The sequence below is a fragment of the Metabacillus mesotrionivorans genome, assembly GCF_052171315.1.
GTDB lineage: Bacteria > Bacillota > Bacilli > Bacillales > Bacillaceae > Bacillus_P.
Window position 1 is genome coordinate 26,315 of sequence record NZ_JBQMFF010000001.1, and the last position, 19,405, is coordinate 45,719.

Annotated in this window: 14 protein-coding genes; 7 read left to right on the forward strand and 7 right to left on the reverse strand. The window is 47.6% G+C overall.

From position 1 onward, the window contains the following. Positions 1–36: 36 nt before the first annotated feature. Positions 37–933, forward strand: coding sequence for a LysR family transcriptional regulator (locus ACTSEZ_RS00120; protein ID WP_369732142.1), 897 nt, complete (start codon positions 37–39; stop codon positions 931–933). 23 nt (positions 934–956) lie between these two features. Here the strand turns inward: ACTSEZ_RS00120 and ACTSEZ_RS00125 are convergent, their stop codons facing one another. Next, on the reverse strand, positions 957–2,081 hold the full coding sequence (locus tag ACTSEZ_RS00125) for an MFS transporter (protein WP_369732143.1): 1,125 nt from the start codon (positions 2,079–2,081) through the stop codon (positions 957–959). 198 nt (positions 2,082–2,279) lie between these two features. Between ACTSEZ_RS00125 and addB the strand changes: the two genes are divergently transcribed. From addB to hlpB, 5 genes are all read left to right on the forward strand, one after another. Continuing rightward, positions 2,280–5,777: a helicase-exonuclease AddAB subunit AddB gene (addB, locus tag ACTSEZ_RS00130; protein WP_369732144.1), complete on the forward strand. Its 3,498-nt coding sequence runs from the start codon at positions 2,280–2,282 to the stop codon at positions 5,775–5,777. Beyond that, positions 5,774–9,481 carry a helicase-exonuclease AddAB subunit AddA gene (gene addA, locus ACTSEZ_RS00135; protein ID WP_369732145.1) on the forward strand — a complete coding sequence of 1,236 codons (3,708 nt, stop codon included), beginning with the start codon at positions 5,774–5,776 and terminating at the stop codon, positions 9,479–9,481. Before addB ends, addA begins: the two co-directional genes overlap by 4 nt. 66 nt (positions 9,482–9,547) lie before the next feature. Beyond that, a complete protein-coding gene (locus ACTSEZ_RS00140) occupies positions 9,548–10,729 on the forward strand; it encodes an exonuclease SbcCD subunit D (RefSeq protein ID WP_369732146.1) in 1,182 nt (393 codons plus the stop codon). Beyond that, positions 10,726–14,070, forward strand: a complete 3,345-nt coding sequence (locus ACTSEZ_RS00145; protein ID WP_369732147.1) for an SbcC/MukB-like Walker B domain-containing protein — start codon at positions 10,726–10,728, stop codon at positions 14,068–14,070. Before ACTSEZ_RS00140 ends, ACTSEZ_RS00145 begins: the two co-directional genes overlap by 4 nt. Positions 14,071–14,086: 16 nt before the next feature. After that, positions 14,087–14,389, forward strand: coding sequence for an HNH nuclease-like protein HlpB (hlpB, locus tag ACTSEZ_RS00150; protein WP_369732148.1), 303 nt, complete (start codon positions 14,087–14,089; stop codon positions 14,387–14,389). Positions 14,390–14,935: 546 nt separating this feature from the next. Here hlpB and ACTSEZ_RS00155 read toward each other — a convergent pair. The 6 genes from ACTSEZ_RS00155 to ACTSEZ_RS00180 form a co-directional block, all read right to left on the reverse strand. Further along, positions 14,936–15,154 carry a spore germination protein gene (locus ACTSEZ_RS00155; protein WP_029283778.1) on the reverse strand — a complete coding sequence of 73 codons (219 nt, stop codon included), beginning with the start codon at positions 15,152–15,154 and terminating at the stop codon, positions 14,936–14,938. Positions 15,155–15,198: 44 nt separating this feature from the next. Continuing rightward, a complete protein-coding gene (locus tag ACTSEZ_RS00160) occupies positions 15,199–15,588 on the reverse strand; it encodes a spore germination protein GerPE (RefSeq protein WP_369732149.1) in 390 nt (129 codons plus the stop codon). Continuing rightward, positions 15,585–15,761, reverse strand: a complete 177-nt coding sequence (locus ACTSEZ_RS00165; protein ID WP_029283783.1) for a spore germination protein GerPD — start codon at positions 15,759–15,761, stop codon at positions 15,585–15,587. The genes ACTSEZ_RS00160 and ACTSEZ_RS00165 overlap by 4 nt, the downstream gene beginning before the upstream one ends. After that, positions 15,758–16,381 carry a spore germination protein GerPC gene (gene gerPC / locus ACTSEZ_RS00170; RefSeq protein WP_369732150.1) on the reverse strand — a complete coding sequence of 208 codons (624 nt, stop codon included), beginning with the start codon at positions 16,379–16,381 and terminating at the stop codon, positions 15,758–15,760. Before gerPC ends, ACTSEZ_RS00165 begins: the two co-directional genes overlap by 4 nt. Before the next feature lie 88 nt (positions 16,382–16,469). After that, the gene (locus ACTSEZ_RS00175) at positions 16,470–16,682 is read right to left on the reverse strand and encodes a spore germination protein GerPB (RefSeq protein ID WP_369732151.1); all 213 of its coding nucleotides are present in this window, start codon (positions 16,680–16,682) and stop codon (positions 16,470–16,472) included. Between the two features lie 13 nt (positions 16,683–16,695). Further along, positions 16,696–16,917 (reverse strand): spore germination protein, encoded by a 222-nt coding sequence (locus ACTSEZ_RS00180; RefSeq protein ID WP_369732152.1) that lies wholly within the window; start codon positions 16,915–16,917, stop codon positions 16,696–16,698. A 261-nt stretch (positions 16,918–17,178) separates the two neighbouring features. On the opposite strand from ACTSEZ_RS00180, the gene ACTSEZ_RS00185 reads away from it, so the two are divergent. Further along, positions 17,179–19,302, forward strand: a complete 2,124-nt coding sequence (locus ACTSEZ_RS00185) for a type IA DNA topoisomerase (RefSeq protein WP_369732153.1) — start codon at positions 17,179–17,181, stop codon at positions 19,300–19,302. Positions 19,303–19,405 lie beyond the last annotated feature (103 nt).

Here is a 19,405-nt window from a genome sequence, read left to right on the forward strand (position 1 = left end):
TATAAATTAATAAGTTTTAGTTATGGGAGAGGTTTTATGAATCTTAATGCTATGAGGCAATTTGTCACAGTTGTACAGGCTGGAAGTGTCACAGGTGCAGCGAAGGAGCTGCATATAAGCCAGCCGGCTATATCCATGCAGATCAGGAATCTGGAAAAAGAACTTGGCCACACACTCTTTAAAGCAAGGGGAAGGGGGATTGAGCTGACAGAGGCGGGGGAATTTATCTTTCAGCAGGCCGTCAAACTTTTTATGGCCGAAGAAGAAGCAGAAAGAAAAATTGAACAGTATAGAAGAGGAATAACAGGGAATATCCGGATTTTTGCTACGAATTTTGCGGCAAGCTACTTGATGCCAGGATGGATTGCCCGTTATAAACGGCTGTATCCGGAAGCTGGAATTCAATTATTCTCAGGAAACACAAAAAGCGCCATTGATAAGCTGATGAAAAATGAAATTGATTTTGCGGTTATTGCAAGCCATTCTCCACTGCCAGATGAAGCAGATATCGTTCATTTGCTTGATGATGAACTTTTGTTTATTGTCCCCTGTCATCACCCTTTAGCTTCAAAAAGGGCTGAATTCGAAGATCTTATTGAAGAGGACTTTATTTTAAGGGGAGAAGGAAGCTCTACAAGGTCTTTAGTAGAATCATTGTGTCAGATAAAACAAGTTCACTTGCAGAAGACACCTGTTCAAGTAGAAAGGCTGGAGGAAGCAATCGGGGTTGTTGCATCTGGATACGGCATCACTCTCGCACCGCGAATGGCCATTTCCGCATATATGCACAGAGGGCTCGTAAGTGTTGTGCAGGTAAATGATCTGAATCTTACTAGAAGAATCAAGTTATGTAAAAAAAAGGGGAATCACTTTTCCCCCGCGGTAAAAAATTTCATGGACTTTATTGAAAATGACTGCTATAAAGACTGTTAAACCGTGTTTTGGGCTATAATGGCTCACTCATTCCCTGGCCCAATAAACGTAACCCCAACAGCAATTCCGTAAAAAATCGAAAACCCAAGCAGCATGCTTTGAAAAGGCAGGACTCCGGCAATAAGCGGGCCTATGCTTGCACCTGCGAGCAAAATAAAGGAATACAGGGAGACGGCTGTTGCCCGGTCACTTCCTGCGGCCTCTCCAATCATGGAAATAACGGCCGGTATGCAAATAGAAAGAGAGGCTGTGAAGAGGACAGATAAAGCGGCGGACATGTAGAGGCTCCCGCTTGCATAGTTCAGTAGAAAAGCCAGAATGATCAATAGCATGGCGTACCGGACAGCAGCTGTTTTCCCGTACCTTCCGATCCACTTTACGCTGAATAAGGAAAAGAGCGCTCCGGCAAGTCCTGCTGCTTTGCACCAGAATAGGACCTCTTCAGAAACAATCCCCGAATAGGCACGGTGAAACCCCTCATAATAGGACACAAATGACATCAGCATGGCAAACGTCAGGATATAGCACAGGATAAGCCTCGGAGTGCGGAAAATGGAGCGGAACGACGAGAGCAGGCTCTTTGGCTCACTGTTTTTTTTTTCGCCGTCTATCAGCCATGCCAAACATCCTGTAAGCAGGGCATAGGCGACGGCGAAAAAGAGAAAGACCATTCTCCAGTCATACGAAAGGGCGATGGCTGAGCTGATCAGCTGTCCGATCATGCCGGACATTAAAAATCCCATATTAATCAGGGAAATGAGCATGGTTGCCTCTTTTTCCCTGAACGATTCAAAGCAATAGGCATAGGCAACGGGCGCAAAGCAGCCGAGGCAAAAACCCTGCAGGGATCTGAGCGGAAGAAATGTGGCGGATGAGGAAAACGCAAGCATGGCGGTTGCTGCAATTGCGAGGGCAAAGCCTCCGATCAGGACGTTTTTCTTTCCGGCTTTTTCTGTGAGCGGACCGAATGTAAAAAGGCCGGCCGCATAAAAAAATGTAAAAAAGGTGCTGCCGAGAACGGCTTCATTGAAGGAAAGGCCCGTATCCTCCGATATAGATGCATACAGGGGAATAAGCACATAGATGCTGCTTGCGACCATAACGGCCGTCACGAGAAAAAAGACCGAGAGCAGATGGATTTTTTTCATCAGACTGCCTCCTTTAAAAACAGCCTATGCATATGCCGCCATGGCGGTCACGGGGCTTCTGCAAAACTTGGAAGGCCCGGGAGAATGGCAATCCTGCCAGTTTTCAAGTAAAATAGGAAGAAAGATTTAATGAGTGAAACGGAACAGAAAGGCGTATGAGTGAATATGCCTTTTTTTACATAGAAAGGGGTTCTGACGGTGGGTGTCAGGTTTATTTTGGGAAGGTCGGGAAGCGGAAAAACACACCGCATGCTGAATGAAATCCGTTCAGAGCTTTTCAGGAAGCCTGAAGGGGATCCGGTTGTCTATCTTGTGCCCGATCAGATGACATTCGGCATAGAATATGAGCTTGCTAAAACGCCCGGGCTTGGCGGCATGATGAGAGCGCAGACGTTCAGCTTCAGCCGTCTTGCGTGGAGAATTCTTCAGGAAACAGGCGGGATCAGCCGCTATCATATAACCGGGACAGGCATTCAGATGATGCTTAGAAAGCTGATTGAGCAGCACAAGCAGGACTTCAGGCTCTTTGCAAAAGCAAGCGGCAAAAGCGGTTTTATTGATCATATGGAAGCGATGATTACGGAGCTTAAACGCTATTGCCTCACGCCGCAGGAGATGGAAGAAAAGATAAACGGGATGTCGGTCAACGCCACGAGACAGGAGCAGGCGCTCGCTGACAAACTTCATGACGTTGTTCTGCTGTATAAGCAGATGGAAAAGGAACTGAGCGGCACATACGTCGATTCAGAGGATTATCTGCGTCTTCTGGCGGAAAAAATTCAGGATTCATCCTATATTCAGAAGGCGGATATTTACCTCGATGGTTTTCACAGCTTTACGCCTCAGGAATACATGGTGATCGGTGCGTTAATGAAACATGCAAAGAGTGTAACAATTGCGCTTACAGCAGACAAGCCGTTTCATGAACACCTGCCGCATGAACTTCATCTTTTCAGGATGACAGGCATGACTTATCACAGGCTTTCTGTTCTCGCCGCTGATAACGGTGCCGAAATAGAAGATGTGACGGTGCTGAACGAAATGCCCCGTTTTGCAGAGCGGCCCTCTCTCGCTCATCTGGAGCGCTTCCTTGAGTCAAGGCCGGTGAAGCCTTATGAGGGAGAGACAAATGCCGTACTTGCACAAGCTTCCTCGCGAAGGGCGGAAATTGAGGGCATTGCCAGAAAAATAAGAGAATTTGTCATGGATGATGGCTACCGCTATAAGGATCTTGCTGTGTTGATCCGGAATATCGGAGACTATCAGGATGTGATTGAGCAGGTATTCAAAGATTACGAGATTCCTTTTTTTATTGATCAAAAGAGGTCGATGCTGAATCATCCGGTCATAGAATTGATTCGCTCGGCTCTTGAAGTGCTGAATGGGGGCTGGCGTTATGAGGCTGTGTTCAGGGCGGTTAAAACCGAGCTCCTGTTCCCTGCTGAAACGGATAAGCGCAGCATGAGAGAAAAGATGGACCAGTTTGAAAACTATGTCCTTTCATACGGCATTCAGGGCAGCAAATGGACGAGCGGTGAACGGTTTGTCTACCGCCGGTATTATTCTCTTGATGATGAATATGTCAGAACAGATGAAGAAAATGAAACAGAAGAGCTGATTAATGAGCTGAAAGACATTGTTGTACCGCCGGTTCAGACGCTCGGCGAACGGATGAAGCGTGCGAAAGATGCTGCCGGTATGGCAGAGGCTCTCTATCTATTCCTCGAAGAACTCCATATTCCATATAAACTCGAACAGATGAGAGCGGAAGCAGAGGAAGCGGGGAGACTCGTTGAGGCGAGAGAGCATGCTCAGGTGTGGAGCGCGGTCATCGGAATGCTTGATGAATTTGCCGAGATGATGAATGAACACCGTGTATCACGCAGTCTGTTTGCGGATATGATTGACACCGGGCTTGAAGCCATGAAGTTTGCTCTTGTACCGCCTGCGATGGACCAGGTAGTGATTGCAAGCCTGGAACGTTCAAGGCTGCTGAATGTGAGAGTTGCGTTTGTTGCAGGAGCAAATGACGGTGTACTGCCTGCAAGACCGATGGAAGAAGGCGTGCTGACGGAGGAAGACCGCATCTCCCTTCTTCATCAGGGCATAGAACTTGCCCCGACTGCACGGGAGCAGCTGCTTGATGAAACCTTTGTTTTGTATATGGCCCTCTCAAGTGCATCCCGCGAGCTGTATATCTCGTATCCTCTCGCAGATGAGGAAGGAAAGGCGATGCTGCCTTCCATCATCGTGAAACGATTAAGAGATTTATTTCCTGATATCAAAACTGAGATTTTTATCAATGAGCCGGAAGAGCTTCCAGAAGAGGAACAGCTTTCCTTTATCGTAAATGAGGAGGTCACTCTTTCTTACTTAACATCTCAGCTTCAAAACTGGAAAAGAAGCTATCCGATCAGCCCGATCTGGTGGGATGCCTATACACATTTTGCAGAAAAAGAGGACCGGGCTGCGCTGTCAAAAGTGACAGGAAGTCTATTTTACCGGAATGAAGCAGAAACACTTGAAAAAGGGATCAGCAGAGAACTTTACGGAGAGCACATTCAGGGAAGTGTGTCCCGGATGGAAATGTTTAAAGCCTGTGCGTTTTCCCACTATGCTTCCCACGGCCTGAAATTAAAGGACAGGCAGCAGTTCCGTCTTGAGGCTCCTGATATCGGACAATTGTTCCACTCGGCGCTTAAACTGATTTCAGACCGGATGCAGCAGCTGAAAATCAGCTGGAAGGACCTGTCAAAAGATCAGTGCTCCCGTCTTTCCCAAGATGCGGTCGAAACACTGGCACCGAGACTTCAGCGGGAAATCCTGTTGAGCTCAAACCGGCATCATTACTTAAAGAGAAAGCTCGTCACCATCATTACGAGGGCATCCTCCATCTTGAGCGAGCATGCAAGGGCAAGCGGTTTTGCCCCGGCAGGCCTTGAGCTTGGATTCGGAAAAGGCGGCCCGCTGCCGCCGATCCGCTTTAAGCTTGAAAATGGATGCACAATGGAGCTTGTCGGCCGGATTGACAGGGTTGATAAAGCAGAAAGTTCAAAAGGCGTTCTTCTTCGGATCGTTGATTTTAAATCAAGCGACAAAACGCTGAATTTATCGGAAGTGTACTACGGACTTGCTCTGCAGATGCTGACGTACCTTGACGTCATCATTACCCATTCAAAATCATGGCTTGGTGTCGAGGCGACGCCTGCGGGTGTTCTCTATTTCCATGTGCATGATCCGATGATCCAGTCTTCAGCCATGCTGCCGCAGGATAAAATCGATGAAGAGATTTTCAAAAAGTTTAAAATGAAGGGCTTGCTTCTTGGGGATGAGGAAGCTGTAAGGCTTATGGATCAGACACTAGAATCCGGCCTCTCAAAAATCGTCTCGGCGGGCCTTAAGAAAGACGGCGGATTCAGGTCAGATTCCGCCATTGCAAGCGAAGCCGAATTTGATTTGCTCAGAGGCCATGTCAGATCCGTTTTTCAATCGATCGGAACGGACATTACGAACGGGAAAACGGATATTTCTCCTTACAAGCTGAAGGATAAAGTTCCGTGTACCTTCTGTTCATTTAAATCGGTCTGCCAGTTTGACCAGTCGCTTTCTGAAAATCAGTACCGTGTTCTGAAAGATGACAAGAATGATGTCATTTTAAAACGGCTTCAGAACGAAGCGGGGAGGGAGGAATCATGATGCTGCAAAAACCAGCAGACAGCCAGTGGACAGATGACCAGTGGAAAGCCATTGTCTCAAGCGGCCAGGACATCCTGGTTGCTGCCGCTGCCGGCTCAGGAAAAACAGCTGTTCTTGTCGAACGGATCATCCGGAAAATCATTTCAAAAGAAAATCCAGTGGACGTTGACCGCCTGCTTGTTGCTACGTTTACGAATGCTTCTGCAGCTGAAATGAGAAACCGGATCGGCGAAGCGCTTGACAGGGCGCTGAAGGAAAATCCATCATCCCTGCATTTACGACGCCAGCTGTCACTGCTGAACAGGGCTGCCATTTCCACCTTGCATTCGTTCTGCTTAAACGTTGTAAGAAAGTATTATTATTTGATCGACCTTGACCCCGGATTCCGGATTGCCGATCAGACGGAAGGCCAGCTGCTGATTGATGAAGTGCTTGATGATCTGTTTGAAGAGCAGTACACCATACCGGATAACGAACGTTTTTTTGACCTTGTTGACAGGTATACAACAGACAGAAGCGATACAGACCTGCAGACACTGATCAGGACGCTGTATGATTTTTCCCGCTCCCATCCGAGTCCTGCGAGCTGGCTTGAAGGGTTGTCGGATATGTACGGCGGAGAAGAACCGCTTGAAAATCTGCCGTTCTTCCCGTATCTGGCTGAAGACATCTCGATGCAGCTCGAGAGCAGTCTCGAAAAGCTGAAACGGGCACTTGCTCTGACTGAAAAGCCCGGAGGTCCGGCACCGAGAGCTGAAAATCTGACAGATGACATCAGACAGGTTCAGGGGCTGCTTGAGGTGAAAGGGTCGTGGCACGATCTTGCTGAGAAAATCAAGCTGATTTCTTTCTCCCGCGCCAAGGCATGCAGAGGGGCTGAATACAGCAAAGAGCTGCTTGAACAGGCGACTTCGCTCCGCAATTCCGCAAAAAAGCAGATCGAACAGCTGCAGGAAGAATTGTTTGCGCGCTCTTATGAAAGCCACATGAATGACCTTAAGGAACTGAAGCCTGTCATAGAAACACTGATCGGGCTTGTTCACCAGTTCGGAATTCGTTTTGACGAGTTGAAAAAACAAAAAGGCATCGTTGATTTCTCGGACCTTGAGCATTATTGCCTGCAGATTCTCGGTGTTCCAGATGAGCACGGCCGTCTGCAGCCGAGCGAAGCTGCCCTTGATTACAGGCAGCAGTTTGAAGAGGTGCTTGTTGATGAATACCAAGACACAAACCTTGTTCAGGAAACGATTCTGAAGCTTGTTTCAAAAAGCGGGCCGGGAAACCTCTTTATGGTCGGCGATGTCAAGCAGTCCATTTACCGCTTCCGCCTTGCAGAGCCGTTTCTGTTTTTAAGTAAATACAAGACGTTCGGCAAAGACGATTACGCACAGGACGGTCTGAGAATTGACCTGTCAAAAAATTTCAGAAGCCGTGCGGAAGTGATAGACGGCACCAATTTTCTCTTTAAACAGATGATGGGAGAAAAAGTGGGAGAGGTCGCCTATGACGAAGCCGCTGAGCTGAAGCTTGGCGCGTCCTACCCGGAGTCTGAAACGATGAGTGCGGAACTTCTGCTTGTGGACCGCGGAAAAGAAGAATCAGATGATGCTTCTGAAGAAGATGTGTTTGCAGCAGAAGATCTGGAGACCGTTCAGCTTGAAGCAAGGGTGATGGCCAAAAAAATCCGGGAAATGGTTCAGACAAAATATCAGATCTATGACCGAAAGCTTGGAGGAACGCGAAATATCACATACAAAGATATTGTCGTGCTTCTCCGTTCCATGCCGTGGGCGCCGCAGATCATGGAAGAGTTTAAGCAGGAAGGAATTCCTGTCTATGCGAATCTCTCAGGCGGTTATTTTGAAGCGGCGGAGGTAGCTGTCATGATGTCGCTGCTGAAGGTCATCGATAACCCGTATCAGGATGTACCTCTGGCATCTGTTTTAAGGTCTCCTGTTGCGGGCCTCGGCACGAACGAACTTGCAATAATCCGTACGTATTCAAAAAAGGGCACCTATTTTGAAGCGCTGAAGGTGTTTCTTTCTGAAGCTCAAGGGTCTGATGTGGCATTAAGAAATCAGCTTCAAGTATTTTATGATCAGCTCCAGGAGTGGAGAGAGCGGGCCCGAATGGGCTCTGTTTCAGAGCTGATCTGGCAGCTGTACAGAGATACAAAGTTCTTTAACTACGTCGGCGGCATGCCGGGCGGAAAGCAGCGCCAGGCCAATCTGCGTGCCCTTTATGACAGGGCGAGACAGTATGAAGCGACTTCGTTCAGGGGACTGTTCCGGTTCCTGCGCTTTATTGAACGGATGCAGGAGCGCGGAGATGATCTCGGTGCTGCAAGGGCACTCGGCGAGCAGGAGGATGTTGTCAGGCTGATGACCATCCACAGCAGCAAGGGGCTTGAGTTCCCGGTGGTCTTTACTGCCGGGCTCGCAAGACAGTTCAATATGATGGATATGAACAAAAAGTATTTGCTTGATAAGGAGCTTGGTTTTGCCACGAAGCTGATTAAACCGTCACTCAGAATCAGCTATCCGACACTGGCGCTTTCCGCCATGAAGAAAAAAATGAAGATTGAGCTGCTTTCAGAGGAGCTCAGAGTGTTGTATGTTGCGCTTACCCGTGCAAAGGAAAAGCTTTTTTTAATCGGAACAGTAAAAGATGCAGCAAAATCTCTTTCAGACTGGCAGCAAGCGCTGGGTCAGGAGGAATGGCTTCTGCCTGATTTTGAACGGGCGCAGGCAAAGTCCTACCTGGACTGGATCGGACCGGCGCTTGTCCGTCACAAAGACGCAGAACTGTTGAGAGAACAGGCTGAAGGGGCTCAACATCTACTGACACATCCTTCCAGATGGTTAATCTCAATGGTGAAAGAAACGGACCTCTATGATATCCGGGCAGAAGAAAAGAAATATGATGAAGACATGCTCACAGCCTTGAAAAAACTGGAGCCGATCGCAGAGCAGTCAGCTTACCGCGATCAGATTGAAAAGCAGCTCTCATGGGTCTATCCTCATCAGTTCGCCTCTGTGTTCAGATCCAAGCAGTCTGTTTCAGAAGTGAAGAGGCAGCAGGAAACGCGGGATGAATTCAGCGACATCCGGATTCTCGAAAATCAGAAGGATTCGTATATGTTTGACCGCCCTAAATTCATGCAGAAGAAAACTCTAACAGCAGCAGAAAAAGGGACAGCCATGCATGCCGTCATGCAGCAGCTGAATGTCAGAGAGCCTGTGACGGAAGAAAATACAGCATTGAAAGTAAACGAGCTTGTTGAAAAAGAAATTTTGACAAGAGCGCAGGCGGACAGCATCAATATTACTGCCATAGTCCATTTTTTTGAAACAGATATCGGCATGCGCCTTCAAAAAGCAGACCGCATTGAACGGGAAGTGCCCTTCAGCTATGCCCTGCCGGCTGAAGAGCTTTACGAGGCAGCAAGCGGTGAACAAGTGCTGATTCAAGGGGTCATCGACTGTCTGTTTGAAGACGAAGAAGGAGTCGTGCTGCTTGATTACAAGACAGATGCGATTCACGGCAAATTTCCGGGAGGGTTCGAGCAGGCTAAGCCTGTCCTTGCACGCCGCTACAGCGTGCAGCTTGACCTCTACGGAAAAGCCATTGAAAAAATAACGAAAAAACCTCTATCTTCAAAGGTGCTGTATTTCTTTGACGGAGGGCATGTGCTGGAAATGTAAAGAAAAAGAACAAGCTCAGGGTGCGCCTCTTGGCGCAGCTTGAGCTTTTTTAAAGGAGAGAAGCTTATGAGAATTCTGCACACAGCAGACTGGCATCTTGGAAGGACGCTTGAAGGAAGGAGCCGCCTTGAAGAGCAGGCCCAGTTTTTAGATGAGCTCTCCCTGATCGCGGCGGATGAAAAAGCGGATGCCATTATCATGGCCGGAGACGTATTTGACACAGTTAATCCGCCTGCAGCGGCTGAACAGCTGTTTTATGAGAGCATTTCGAGACTTTCGGACAAGGGAAACCGGCCTGTCGTTGTCATTGCAGGGAATCATGACAATCCGGAACGTGTTCAGGCTGCTTCGCCCCTTGCAGATACCCAGGGGATCTACTTGGTTGGCTACCCGACAGCGGATGTGCTGACAATTGATGTTCCGTCTGCCGGCCAGACGATGGCTATGGCTGCTCTTGCCTATCCTTCTGAGGCAAGGCTTAAAGAGGTTCTGTCAGACACTCATGATGAAATTCTGCTCCGCAATTCATATGACGAACGCATTAGAGATTTGTTTGCCGTGATGGCGGGAAAGTTCAGAAAAGACACAGTGAATCTTGCGATGAGCCACATTTATGTAGCAGGCGGAAGCTCGACCGACTCAGAAAGGCCGATTGAAGTAGGCGGCGCATACACGGTTGCTGCCTCAAGCCTTCCGGAACTTGCTCAGTACACGGCACTAGGCCATCTCCATCGTCCTCAAACGCTGAAGCGGGCAAGCTCTGTCGCCAGGTATTCCGGCTCGCCGCTTGCCTACAGTTTTTCTGAATCAGGCTATGCGAAATCCGTCACGATGGTGGAGGCAGATCCTGGAGGACAGGCACAGGTATCCGAGATTCTCCTCTCAAGCGGAAAGCCTCTTGTGAAATGGAGAGCCCAGGAAGGTCTGCATCAGGTTCATCAGTGGCTGGATGAAGGGAAGGACAGGCTTGCCTGGATTGACCTTGAGGTGCACCTGAAGGATACACTTTCTCTTGAGGAAATCCACAGGCTGAGAAAATCACATCCCGGCTTTGTCCATATTCGTCCGGTTTTTGAAAAGAACATGAACGAAGAAATCCGTGAAAGCAGGGCGAACCTGCCCATTGACGAGCTTTTTACGAGGTTTTATGAAAAACAGACCGGCGGGGCTCAGCCGGACGGGGAAACGATGAAACTTTTCCTTGATATGGTTCATGATGAGACGAAAGAGGAGGAGGACAGAGGATGAAGCCAATCGCACTTACCATCTCGGGGCTTCACAGCTTCAGAGAAAAACAGACCGTAGATTTCAGTTCTCTCTGCGAAGGCGGCGTATTCGGCATATTCGGACCGACCGGAAGCGGGAAATCCTCGATTCTTGACGCCATGACACTCGCTCTGTACGGAAAAGTGGAGCGGGCGGCAAACAACACTCACGGAATCATCAATCATGCCGAGGATACCGTTCATGTCTCGTTTACATTTGAACTTGAAAATGCAGAAAGCCTGAAACGGTATTCGGTTGAAAGGATGTTTAAGCGGACAGATGAGCACCGGGTGAAAACCGCGCTGTGCAGAATTCTTGAGCATGGCGAGGAAACAGCGGTCCTTGCGGATAAAGCAGCGGAAGTGAATGAAAAAGTACATGCTCTTTTAGGCTTGACCATTGATGATTTTACAAGGGCAGTCGTGCTTCCGCAGGGCAAGTTTGCAGAATTTTTATCTCTCAAGGGGGCTGAAAGAAGGCAGATGCTGCAGCGGCTTTTCCACTTGGAGCAATACGGGGAAGAGCTTGTCAAAAAGGTCAGAAAACGGCTGATGGATGCCAGGGGAGAGCAGAACGAGATTTCAGCCGAACAGGCAGGTCTTGGAGATGCTTCAGAGGAAGCCGTTAAACTGGCGGAAGAAGAGCTGAAAGGCGTAAACCTGCTTTTAGAAAAAAGGCAGAAGGAATATGAAGAAACAGTCAGGCAGCATCAAGAGCTTGAAGAAGTCCGGGCTCTTCAGCTTGAACAGGAAAGCTATGAAAAGGAACTTTCAGAGCTTGAAAAGCGGAAAGCGGACATCGAACAGCTGGCAGCAAAACTTGACCGCGCAGAAAAAGCGGATCTGGCAAAACCATATGCTGAAGCACTGCAAACGGCTGAGCGGGAAAAAGAACTCAGTAGCAGGATAAAGGAAGAGTCTGAACAAGATTGGCAAAGACAAAAGCAATCCTATGCTGCGGCGGCAGCGGCCTATGAACAGATACGGAAGAAAAAGGCAGAAGATGAGCCGGCGCTTGCTTCAAGAAAAGAACAGCTCCTGCAGCTGCTTGCTCTCGAAGAAGAACTGCAACATGAAAACCGCCTGCTTGAAGAAAAGGCAGCGCAGCACAATCGCCTGACAACAGAACTCTCAGAAAAAGAGGAAACTGCTGCACGGGCAAATGAACTTTTGAAAAAAGCTGTTCAAAAGCAAAACCTTTTAAAAGAGCAGATGGAGCAAAATACGGTAACAAGCAAAGAAAGAGAACGAATACGGGCTGCGTCAGAACTAAGAATGCTCCTTGCAAATGCCGAGTCGGTCCTTGCTGAATGGAAGAATAAAGCAGAGCAAAAGAAGCAGAAGATCAGTCAATCTGATGAAATACTGAAGCAGGCAAAGGGAAAAATTCAAGAAGCTGAAGGCAGCTTAAAAGCTCTCTATGACAATGTGCAATGGGGCTATCATGCAAGCTGCGAAGTGCTGAACCAGCACAAAAAATTTGCAGAGACGAGAAAACAGCTGCTCCAGCAGGAAAAGAAAAATGTTCAGAGAAACATGGCAGAAATGCTTGCAAAAAGCCTCAACAGTGATGAGCCTTGCCCGGTATGCGGATCTGTTCATCACCCTGCGCCGGCTGACTTCAAGGCGCTGGAATCTTCAGATGGTTCAAATCTTGAAATGCTTGAAAAGCAGGCAGGCCAAGATGCGCTTCTGACGCTGCAATTGGAGAATGCAAAAGAAAAGTGGGAAGATCTCTCAAAAGAAATGGTCTCATCCTATTCCTTTTTATCCTCTGTCTTAACGGATGTTAAAGACAGGAATGATGAAATGGATGTGTTAACAGAATCAAAATCATTAACTCAGGATTTTCTTCAAATGAAAGAACAGTTTACAAAGCTTGATTCAACCGTAAGGAAGCAGAATGAAGCTCTCCGTCAGCTTGAGTTTACGCATGGCAGCCTTGTTGCTGAGCATCAGGAAGCAGCAGAAAAATGGCAACAGGCAGAAAAGGAACACAATGCTGCACTTGAAAAGTGGACAGAAGCGTTTGGTGACCTTACAGCTGATCAGGCAGCGGATGAGCAGCGGCTGATCCGGGAGAAAGATGAACAATTTGAAGAGCTGAAAACCAGAGTTGCAAAAAGTATTGATTTCATTCAAGAAAAAGAGAAAGAGATCAAGCAGCTTGAGAGAGAATGCCAGCAGCTGAGCATCAGCCGTGCAGAGCTGACAGCCTATCTGACAAGCATGAGGCAAACTGCGGCTGAAAAACAAAAACGGATTGAAAAAGAAACAGGAGAGAAAGACCTCTCCCTTCAGCTCCGTGAAAACGAGACGATGCTAAAAGAACTTTCTGCAAAGGAACAAAGCCTCTACAAGTCCTTTCAGGAAGCGATGGAGGCTCTGCAAAAAGCAGAAAGCAGCAGCGCGGCAGCAGAAAAAACGTTTGAGCAGGCAGAAGCAAGACTGCGCGATGCGGCTGAAAAATGGGAGCAGATCAAACAGAAGACACCTTTCAAAGATGCTTCGGAGGCTGCCGCTGCTTTTATGCCGCAAACCGTCAAGCAAAGTCTGAAGGAAGAGTTTGACGTCTATCAGGATAAAAAGAAACAAGTCATGGCAGACTTTAAACGTGTGGAAGCGAAACGGAAAAACCGCTCAGTAAGCTTGGATGAATGGGAGTCCATAAAAGAGCTGAAAGCAGAAACGAAACAGTTGGCAGATGCTGCCTCGGAAGCCCGCGGAGCTGCCGCGAAAGCTCTGCATATCCTGAAGGATAAGCACGAGAGATACATGGAACTGGAACAAAAACGTCTTGAGCTTGAAGAGCTTGCAGCAAGACTTGAAAAGCTCCAGACTGTATTTAAAGGAAACGCGTTCGTTGAATTCCTGGCAGAAGAACAGCTTCACCTTGTGAGCGAGGATGCTTCTGAGCGGCTCGGACAGCTTACAAGACAGCGCTATGCCATTGAAGTGGATTCATCCGGCGGATTTGTCATGCGTGATGATGCAAACGGAGGAGTAAGGCGTCCCGTTTCAAGCCTTTCAGGCGGAGAAACGTTCCTGACCTCTTTGGCACTGGCGCTTTCCCTCTCATCTCAAATTCAGCTGCGGGGGGAATACCCGCTTCAGTTCTTTTTCCTTGATGAAGGGTTCGGGACGCTTGATGCAGATTTGCTTGATACAGTCATAACTGCTCTTGAAAAACTGCAGTCCGACAACCTTTCAGTCGGAGTCATCAGCCATGTGCAGGAGCTTCGTGCAAGACTTCCGAGAAAGCTGGTCGTAACACCTGCAGAGCCGACAGGAAGCGGCACATCGGTCCAGCTTGAAGTGATGTAGAGAGGATGGGTTGAAAATGGCAAAGAAACAACTTGGAACATGCGAGCTGTGCAAAAGGCAGGAGGTTGAAACAACAGAACACCATTTAACCCCGAAGGAAATGGGCGGAACCTTCATGCCGACAGCGATGCTCTGCATTCCGTGCCATAAACAGATCCATGCCCTCTATACAAATGATGAACTGGCTGTAAGGCTGAACACCATTCAGGATTTAAGAAGCGATCTGAAAATTTCAAGCTTCATCAAATGGATTCGCAAGCAGCCGTCCTCAAAGCTTGTCAGAACAAGAAAATCAAATGAACGGAAGAAACGGAAATGAAAAAAGACGTGCCTGGTTTTGGCACGTCTTTTTTGTGTGGTCTGGTGATTCCGCTTTTCTCAGTGTCCAGCTCCAGCGCTCAACTCCTCTGCCAGAACGGAACCGTCGGAAAAGGCAAAAAGCGCCTTTACCGCCGTTTCCTTATCTGCCTCCCGGAGCTAAACGAGCGCTTCCGCTTTTCTAGTGTCCAGCTCCAGCGCCTAACTCCTCGGCCAGAACGGCTCCGCCGCAAAAAGCAAAACCGGCTTTTTCCGTCGGATCCTTTTCTGTCCTTCGGAGCTGACCAAGGCGCTTCCGCTTTTCTCAGTGTCTAGCTCCATCAGCCAACTCCTCCGCCAGAACAAAATCCCCAAAAAAGTCAAACCCGGACTTTTCCGGTGATTTCTTTTCTGTCTGTCGGAGCTAAACGGCTGATTCCGCTTTTCTAGTGTCCAGCTGCGCCTCCTAGTCCTTCTGTCAGAACAAAATCCCCGAAAAAGGCGGGACCCGGACTTTTCCAGGGATATCTTATCTGACTGCCAGGCCTGAGCAGTCGGCTCCGCTTTTCTAATTGTTAGCTACGATATTCTGATCATTCACATCTGGGTCTAGCGAGTTGGTTGCACTTACGATGTTGTTGACTATGATAAAGTCGCCTGTATTTCCGCCGCCGGAACCGGAAGCTGTCTTTGATGAGCTTTTTGGAGACAGATAAAAGGAATCACCAAAGTTTACGACACCGCCGCCGACAGAGTTAATGCAGATCGGACCGATGATTGCTGGCATGAACGAACACCCTTTGTCTTTCTGTCATACTTTCAGTCTATGCATTATGAATTGGAACGTTCATTCCTGTTCCGCAATTGTCTGATGTGCTTCACTCTTGATTCGCCGTCAATCGTATTGGTTGACCCGAAATGGACAACACCGGCAGAGGATATAGAGGTAACTTTTACAGCACCGACACGGATGACCGGACATTCGTGAAAAAATGCAGTCTGAATATTTTCGTATATGAGCGGACGGGGGAGGTTTTCAGAATAAATATTATACTGCCTCAGGTCCCCTTCATTTCCGAGTTCAATTTCTTCTTCCCTCTGAACGGCATAAACTTTTACGCGCGGGATGATATCAACGCTGTCGCCGACTTGAAAAACCGAACTGATCCCCACCGAATCAATGTACGCCGCATTGACGATGGATAAACGATTCTGGATCATGCCGGGGCAAGCGGTACAAACGGACCGATGATCAGTGATTCAGGCGGCGTATCAAAAACCGATGACATGGTGATGCAGTTTGCATCTCCTATGAGAAAGACACTTGAACTCGCAACAGCCGTTACTCTGATGGCACCAACTGAAATGTCCTTGTTTACAACCGTGAATTTCATGTTTCGCTTTCAGCTCCTTCTTGGGGCAGGGCCTGGATAAAGTAAGTGATTGACCGTTCCACTTCCTGTTTTACTTTAGCCGTAATTTCTTCTATCTGCTTTTCGGCAGGAACAGACTCGCTGTATCCTCCCTGTTTTAAATAGAATTTGATCCGGCTGTCAATTTGTTTGCGGATGTCTTCAATAATGAATTCTTTATGTGCGTCATCAAGCTGGTAGTTATTCTGTTCAGCAAGCGTTTCGATGTATTTTGCAACGTCTTCTGTTAAGAAGACAAGCAGATTTGACTGAACGGCCTCAAAGATTTCTTCCTCGCGCTTTGGATTTGTGGTCTGGTTGTTTACCTGCAGGCCGTTCTGTTCCACGTCAAACTGTTCAATCTGGTCAGGAACGGTTGGATTCAGCCCGATATTCAGCGTCCCTTCAAGCGTCTCCACTTTTAACTGGTCAAATTTATATTCAATCTTTTCAATTGTTGTACTGGGGCGTTTTTTTAGTTCTTCTATTTCTTCCATCATAGCGGAAACAGCGGCTTCAAGTTTTTGAATCTTCTGATCTTGAGCCTGAACCATTCCATACAAATGCTGAATGCACTGCATCATCGACTGGTCATAGTACAATTCACTCACCCCGTTTCTATAGATCACGTGCAAAACGATTATGGGCTATTATATGCACGCTGCCAATTTGGGTGAATGCCTATTGAAATTAACTCGGTGCAAGCGGGACAAACGGGCCCTCTGACTGAGAGCCGCCCGGACTGATTGCAGGAGGAGCAGGCGTCGTGAAAGCTCCGGTGTTATAAAGATTTGCAAGAGGCTTGATGATGCCTGCGCTTCCGATCTGCAGGACGGAAGAATTACTGACGGCATCCACTTTCAAAAAATTAATTTGAATGGTCTGGTTAATGTAAAAATTCATTTTTTCACCCCGTTTATGCATTGCCGACAATCGGCTGGTCAACCACGTCGTTATCGTATGCGTTCGTTACACTGTTTTGATTGTAGATGTTCAGTCCGTCACCTGTATTAAACGATCCTGCCCCTGCAAAGGTTTTGACCTCGCTGTAAGGTGAGATGGTAATAACATCCCCGACGTGAACAATGCTGCTTGTTCCGACGGCATTTACTTTAAATGCTCCCACAATGGCTGGCATATTCAACATCCTTTGCTTCATTCAGGCAGTAAGGCACCTGTAACATATCGTATGAAAGATAGGCAGACTTGTGATAAAAGCGGAATTTTTCCTGCAGCGCGAAAAGTAATTTTTCACCCTTTTTCCATCAAGAAAAAGTCGTTTTGCCAGCTCTCACTGAAACTGAAGCTATTTCTTTTTAGAGCAAAATGATCCATACTGGATAAGAATACAAGAGAAGCAGATTCATTGCCTCTTAAATGAAATGAGGTCCATGCAAACATGTCCCAAGTGGTCATTCTAGCTGAAAAACCAGATCAGGGCCGCAAGCTTGCAGCCCCTTTTCCTTCTGTGAAAAAAGAGGGATATTTAGAGATAAAATCTTGCCCGGTCTTTCCGGACGGGGCAAAGGTTACGTGGGCAATCGGCCACCTGGTCGAACTTAAAAACCCTGATGAATACAAAGACGAATGGAAAAAATGGCGGTTTGAAACACTGCCGATTATTCCGGATCATTTTTTATATAAAGTCAGCAAAGGAAAAGCGAAGCAGTTTAAGATTGTCAAAGAGTTATTAAAGGAAGCGGATGAAATTATCATCGGCACTGATCCTGCCCGTGAAGGGGAAAATATTGCAAGACTTCTGATCATGATGGCCGGTGCAGAAAAAAAGAGCGTGAAGCGTCTTTGGACAAGTTCGTTAACAGAAAACGCCATCATGAAAGGATTCACAGAGCTTTACGACGGAAGCAAAACCATTCATCTTTATCACGAAGCGCAGGCGAGACAGATCTCTGACTGGCTTGTAGGCTTAAATGCGAGCAGGCTTTATACCCTTCACCTTCAGAAGAAAGGGATAAGAGATGTCTTTAGTGTGGGAAGAGTACAGACTCCGGTTCTGAAACTGATTTATGACAGGCAAAAGGAGATTGAAAACTTTAAGCCTGAACCTTTCTTCGAGCTTCAGGCCGCTTTTGAAGTGGCCGCAGGAAACTATACTGGAAAGCTGAAGGGCCGCTTTAAAAGCCCGGAAGAATTGTTTTCTGCTGTTGGTCCTGACATTGTAAAGGGAAAAACGCTGTATGAAGCGACAGTAAAAAGTGCAGATACAGCTGAAAAAAGAGTACCGCCGCCAAAGCTTCACAGCTTATCAACCCTTCAGGCAAAATTGAATAAACAGAGAAAAATGAGTCCAAGCGGGGTTCTGAAAACAGCACAATCTCTTTATGAAAAAGGGTATATTTCGTATCCGAGAACAGACTCACAGTTTATTACAGAGGAAGAATTCAGCTACATTAAGGCAAGAATCGGCCAGTATCAGGAAACCCTGTCCCTGTCGTTTACCCCTGCAAGACTGTCGCCTTCAAAACGGTTCGTGGATGCCAAACGCGTGAGCGATCACTATGCCATCGTGCCTACTGAAAAAAGGGTCACGCAAGCTGCTTACAATTCCTTCAGCGGTGAACAAAAGGCTGTATACGAAGAAGTCATCAAAACAGCTCTCGGCATGTTTATGGAGGATTACGTCTATGATGAAACAACCATCCTGACGTCCATCGGAAAAAATGATTTTATCAGCAAGGGAAGAACGATGAAAAAGCCAGGGTGGAAGACGCTTTACCAAAGAGAGACTGACAGCCCGGAAGAAAAAGCAGATCTTCAATTGCTTCCAAAAGTGGCGACGGGCGAGCCTGCCAAAGCGGAAATCGGTGTGAAGGACGGCATGACACAGCCTCCTAAACCGTACACCCAAGGACAGCTGATCACGCTCATGAAAACAGCCGGCAAGTATGTGGAAGACAAAGAGATGAGAGAAGCGCTGAACAGCACAGAAGGTCTCGGGACAGAAGCGACGCGTTCCGGAATTATTGATACGCTGCTGATGAGGAAGTTTATTGAAGTGAAGAAAAATGAAGTTTTTGTCACGCCGAAAGGGGAAGTCCTTTGTGAAGCGGTTGACGGCACTCTGCTCTCCAAGCCTGAAATGACAGCAAAATGGGAAGTCTACCTAAAAGGAATCGGAAGCGGCGAAAAGTCCAAAGAAGTCTTTATCGAAACGGCCAAAAAATTCTGCTACACCCTGATCAGTCAGGCAGGGGAAAGTATGGAAAAACTTGAGGTCGACATTCCGCCCCAGCAGGAAACCCGGGCTGCAATCTGCGCCTGCCCGGCCTGTCAAAAGGGCAGCATCATGGACCGAAAAACGTTCTACGGCTGCACAGAATACAAAAGCGGATGCAAGCAGACCTTTCCGAAAAAACTGCTTGGAAAATCCATATCCGCCTCACAGATTAAAACACTGTGCCAAAAAGGAAAAACAAACAAGCTGAAAGGCTTCAAAGGCAAAAAGCCGTTTGATGCAAGTCTTGTTCTGAAGGATGGGAAGATTGAGTTTTCCTTTGATTAAGCTGCTTGCACCGCATGCTCTTCGGTAATCAATGGCGGTGAGTAGCTGAACAACCGTACCCTTGGAGACTGGGCTTGGGTGTACTGGAGAGCGGGAATGGTGC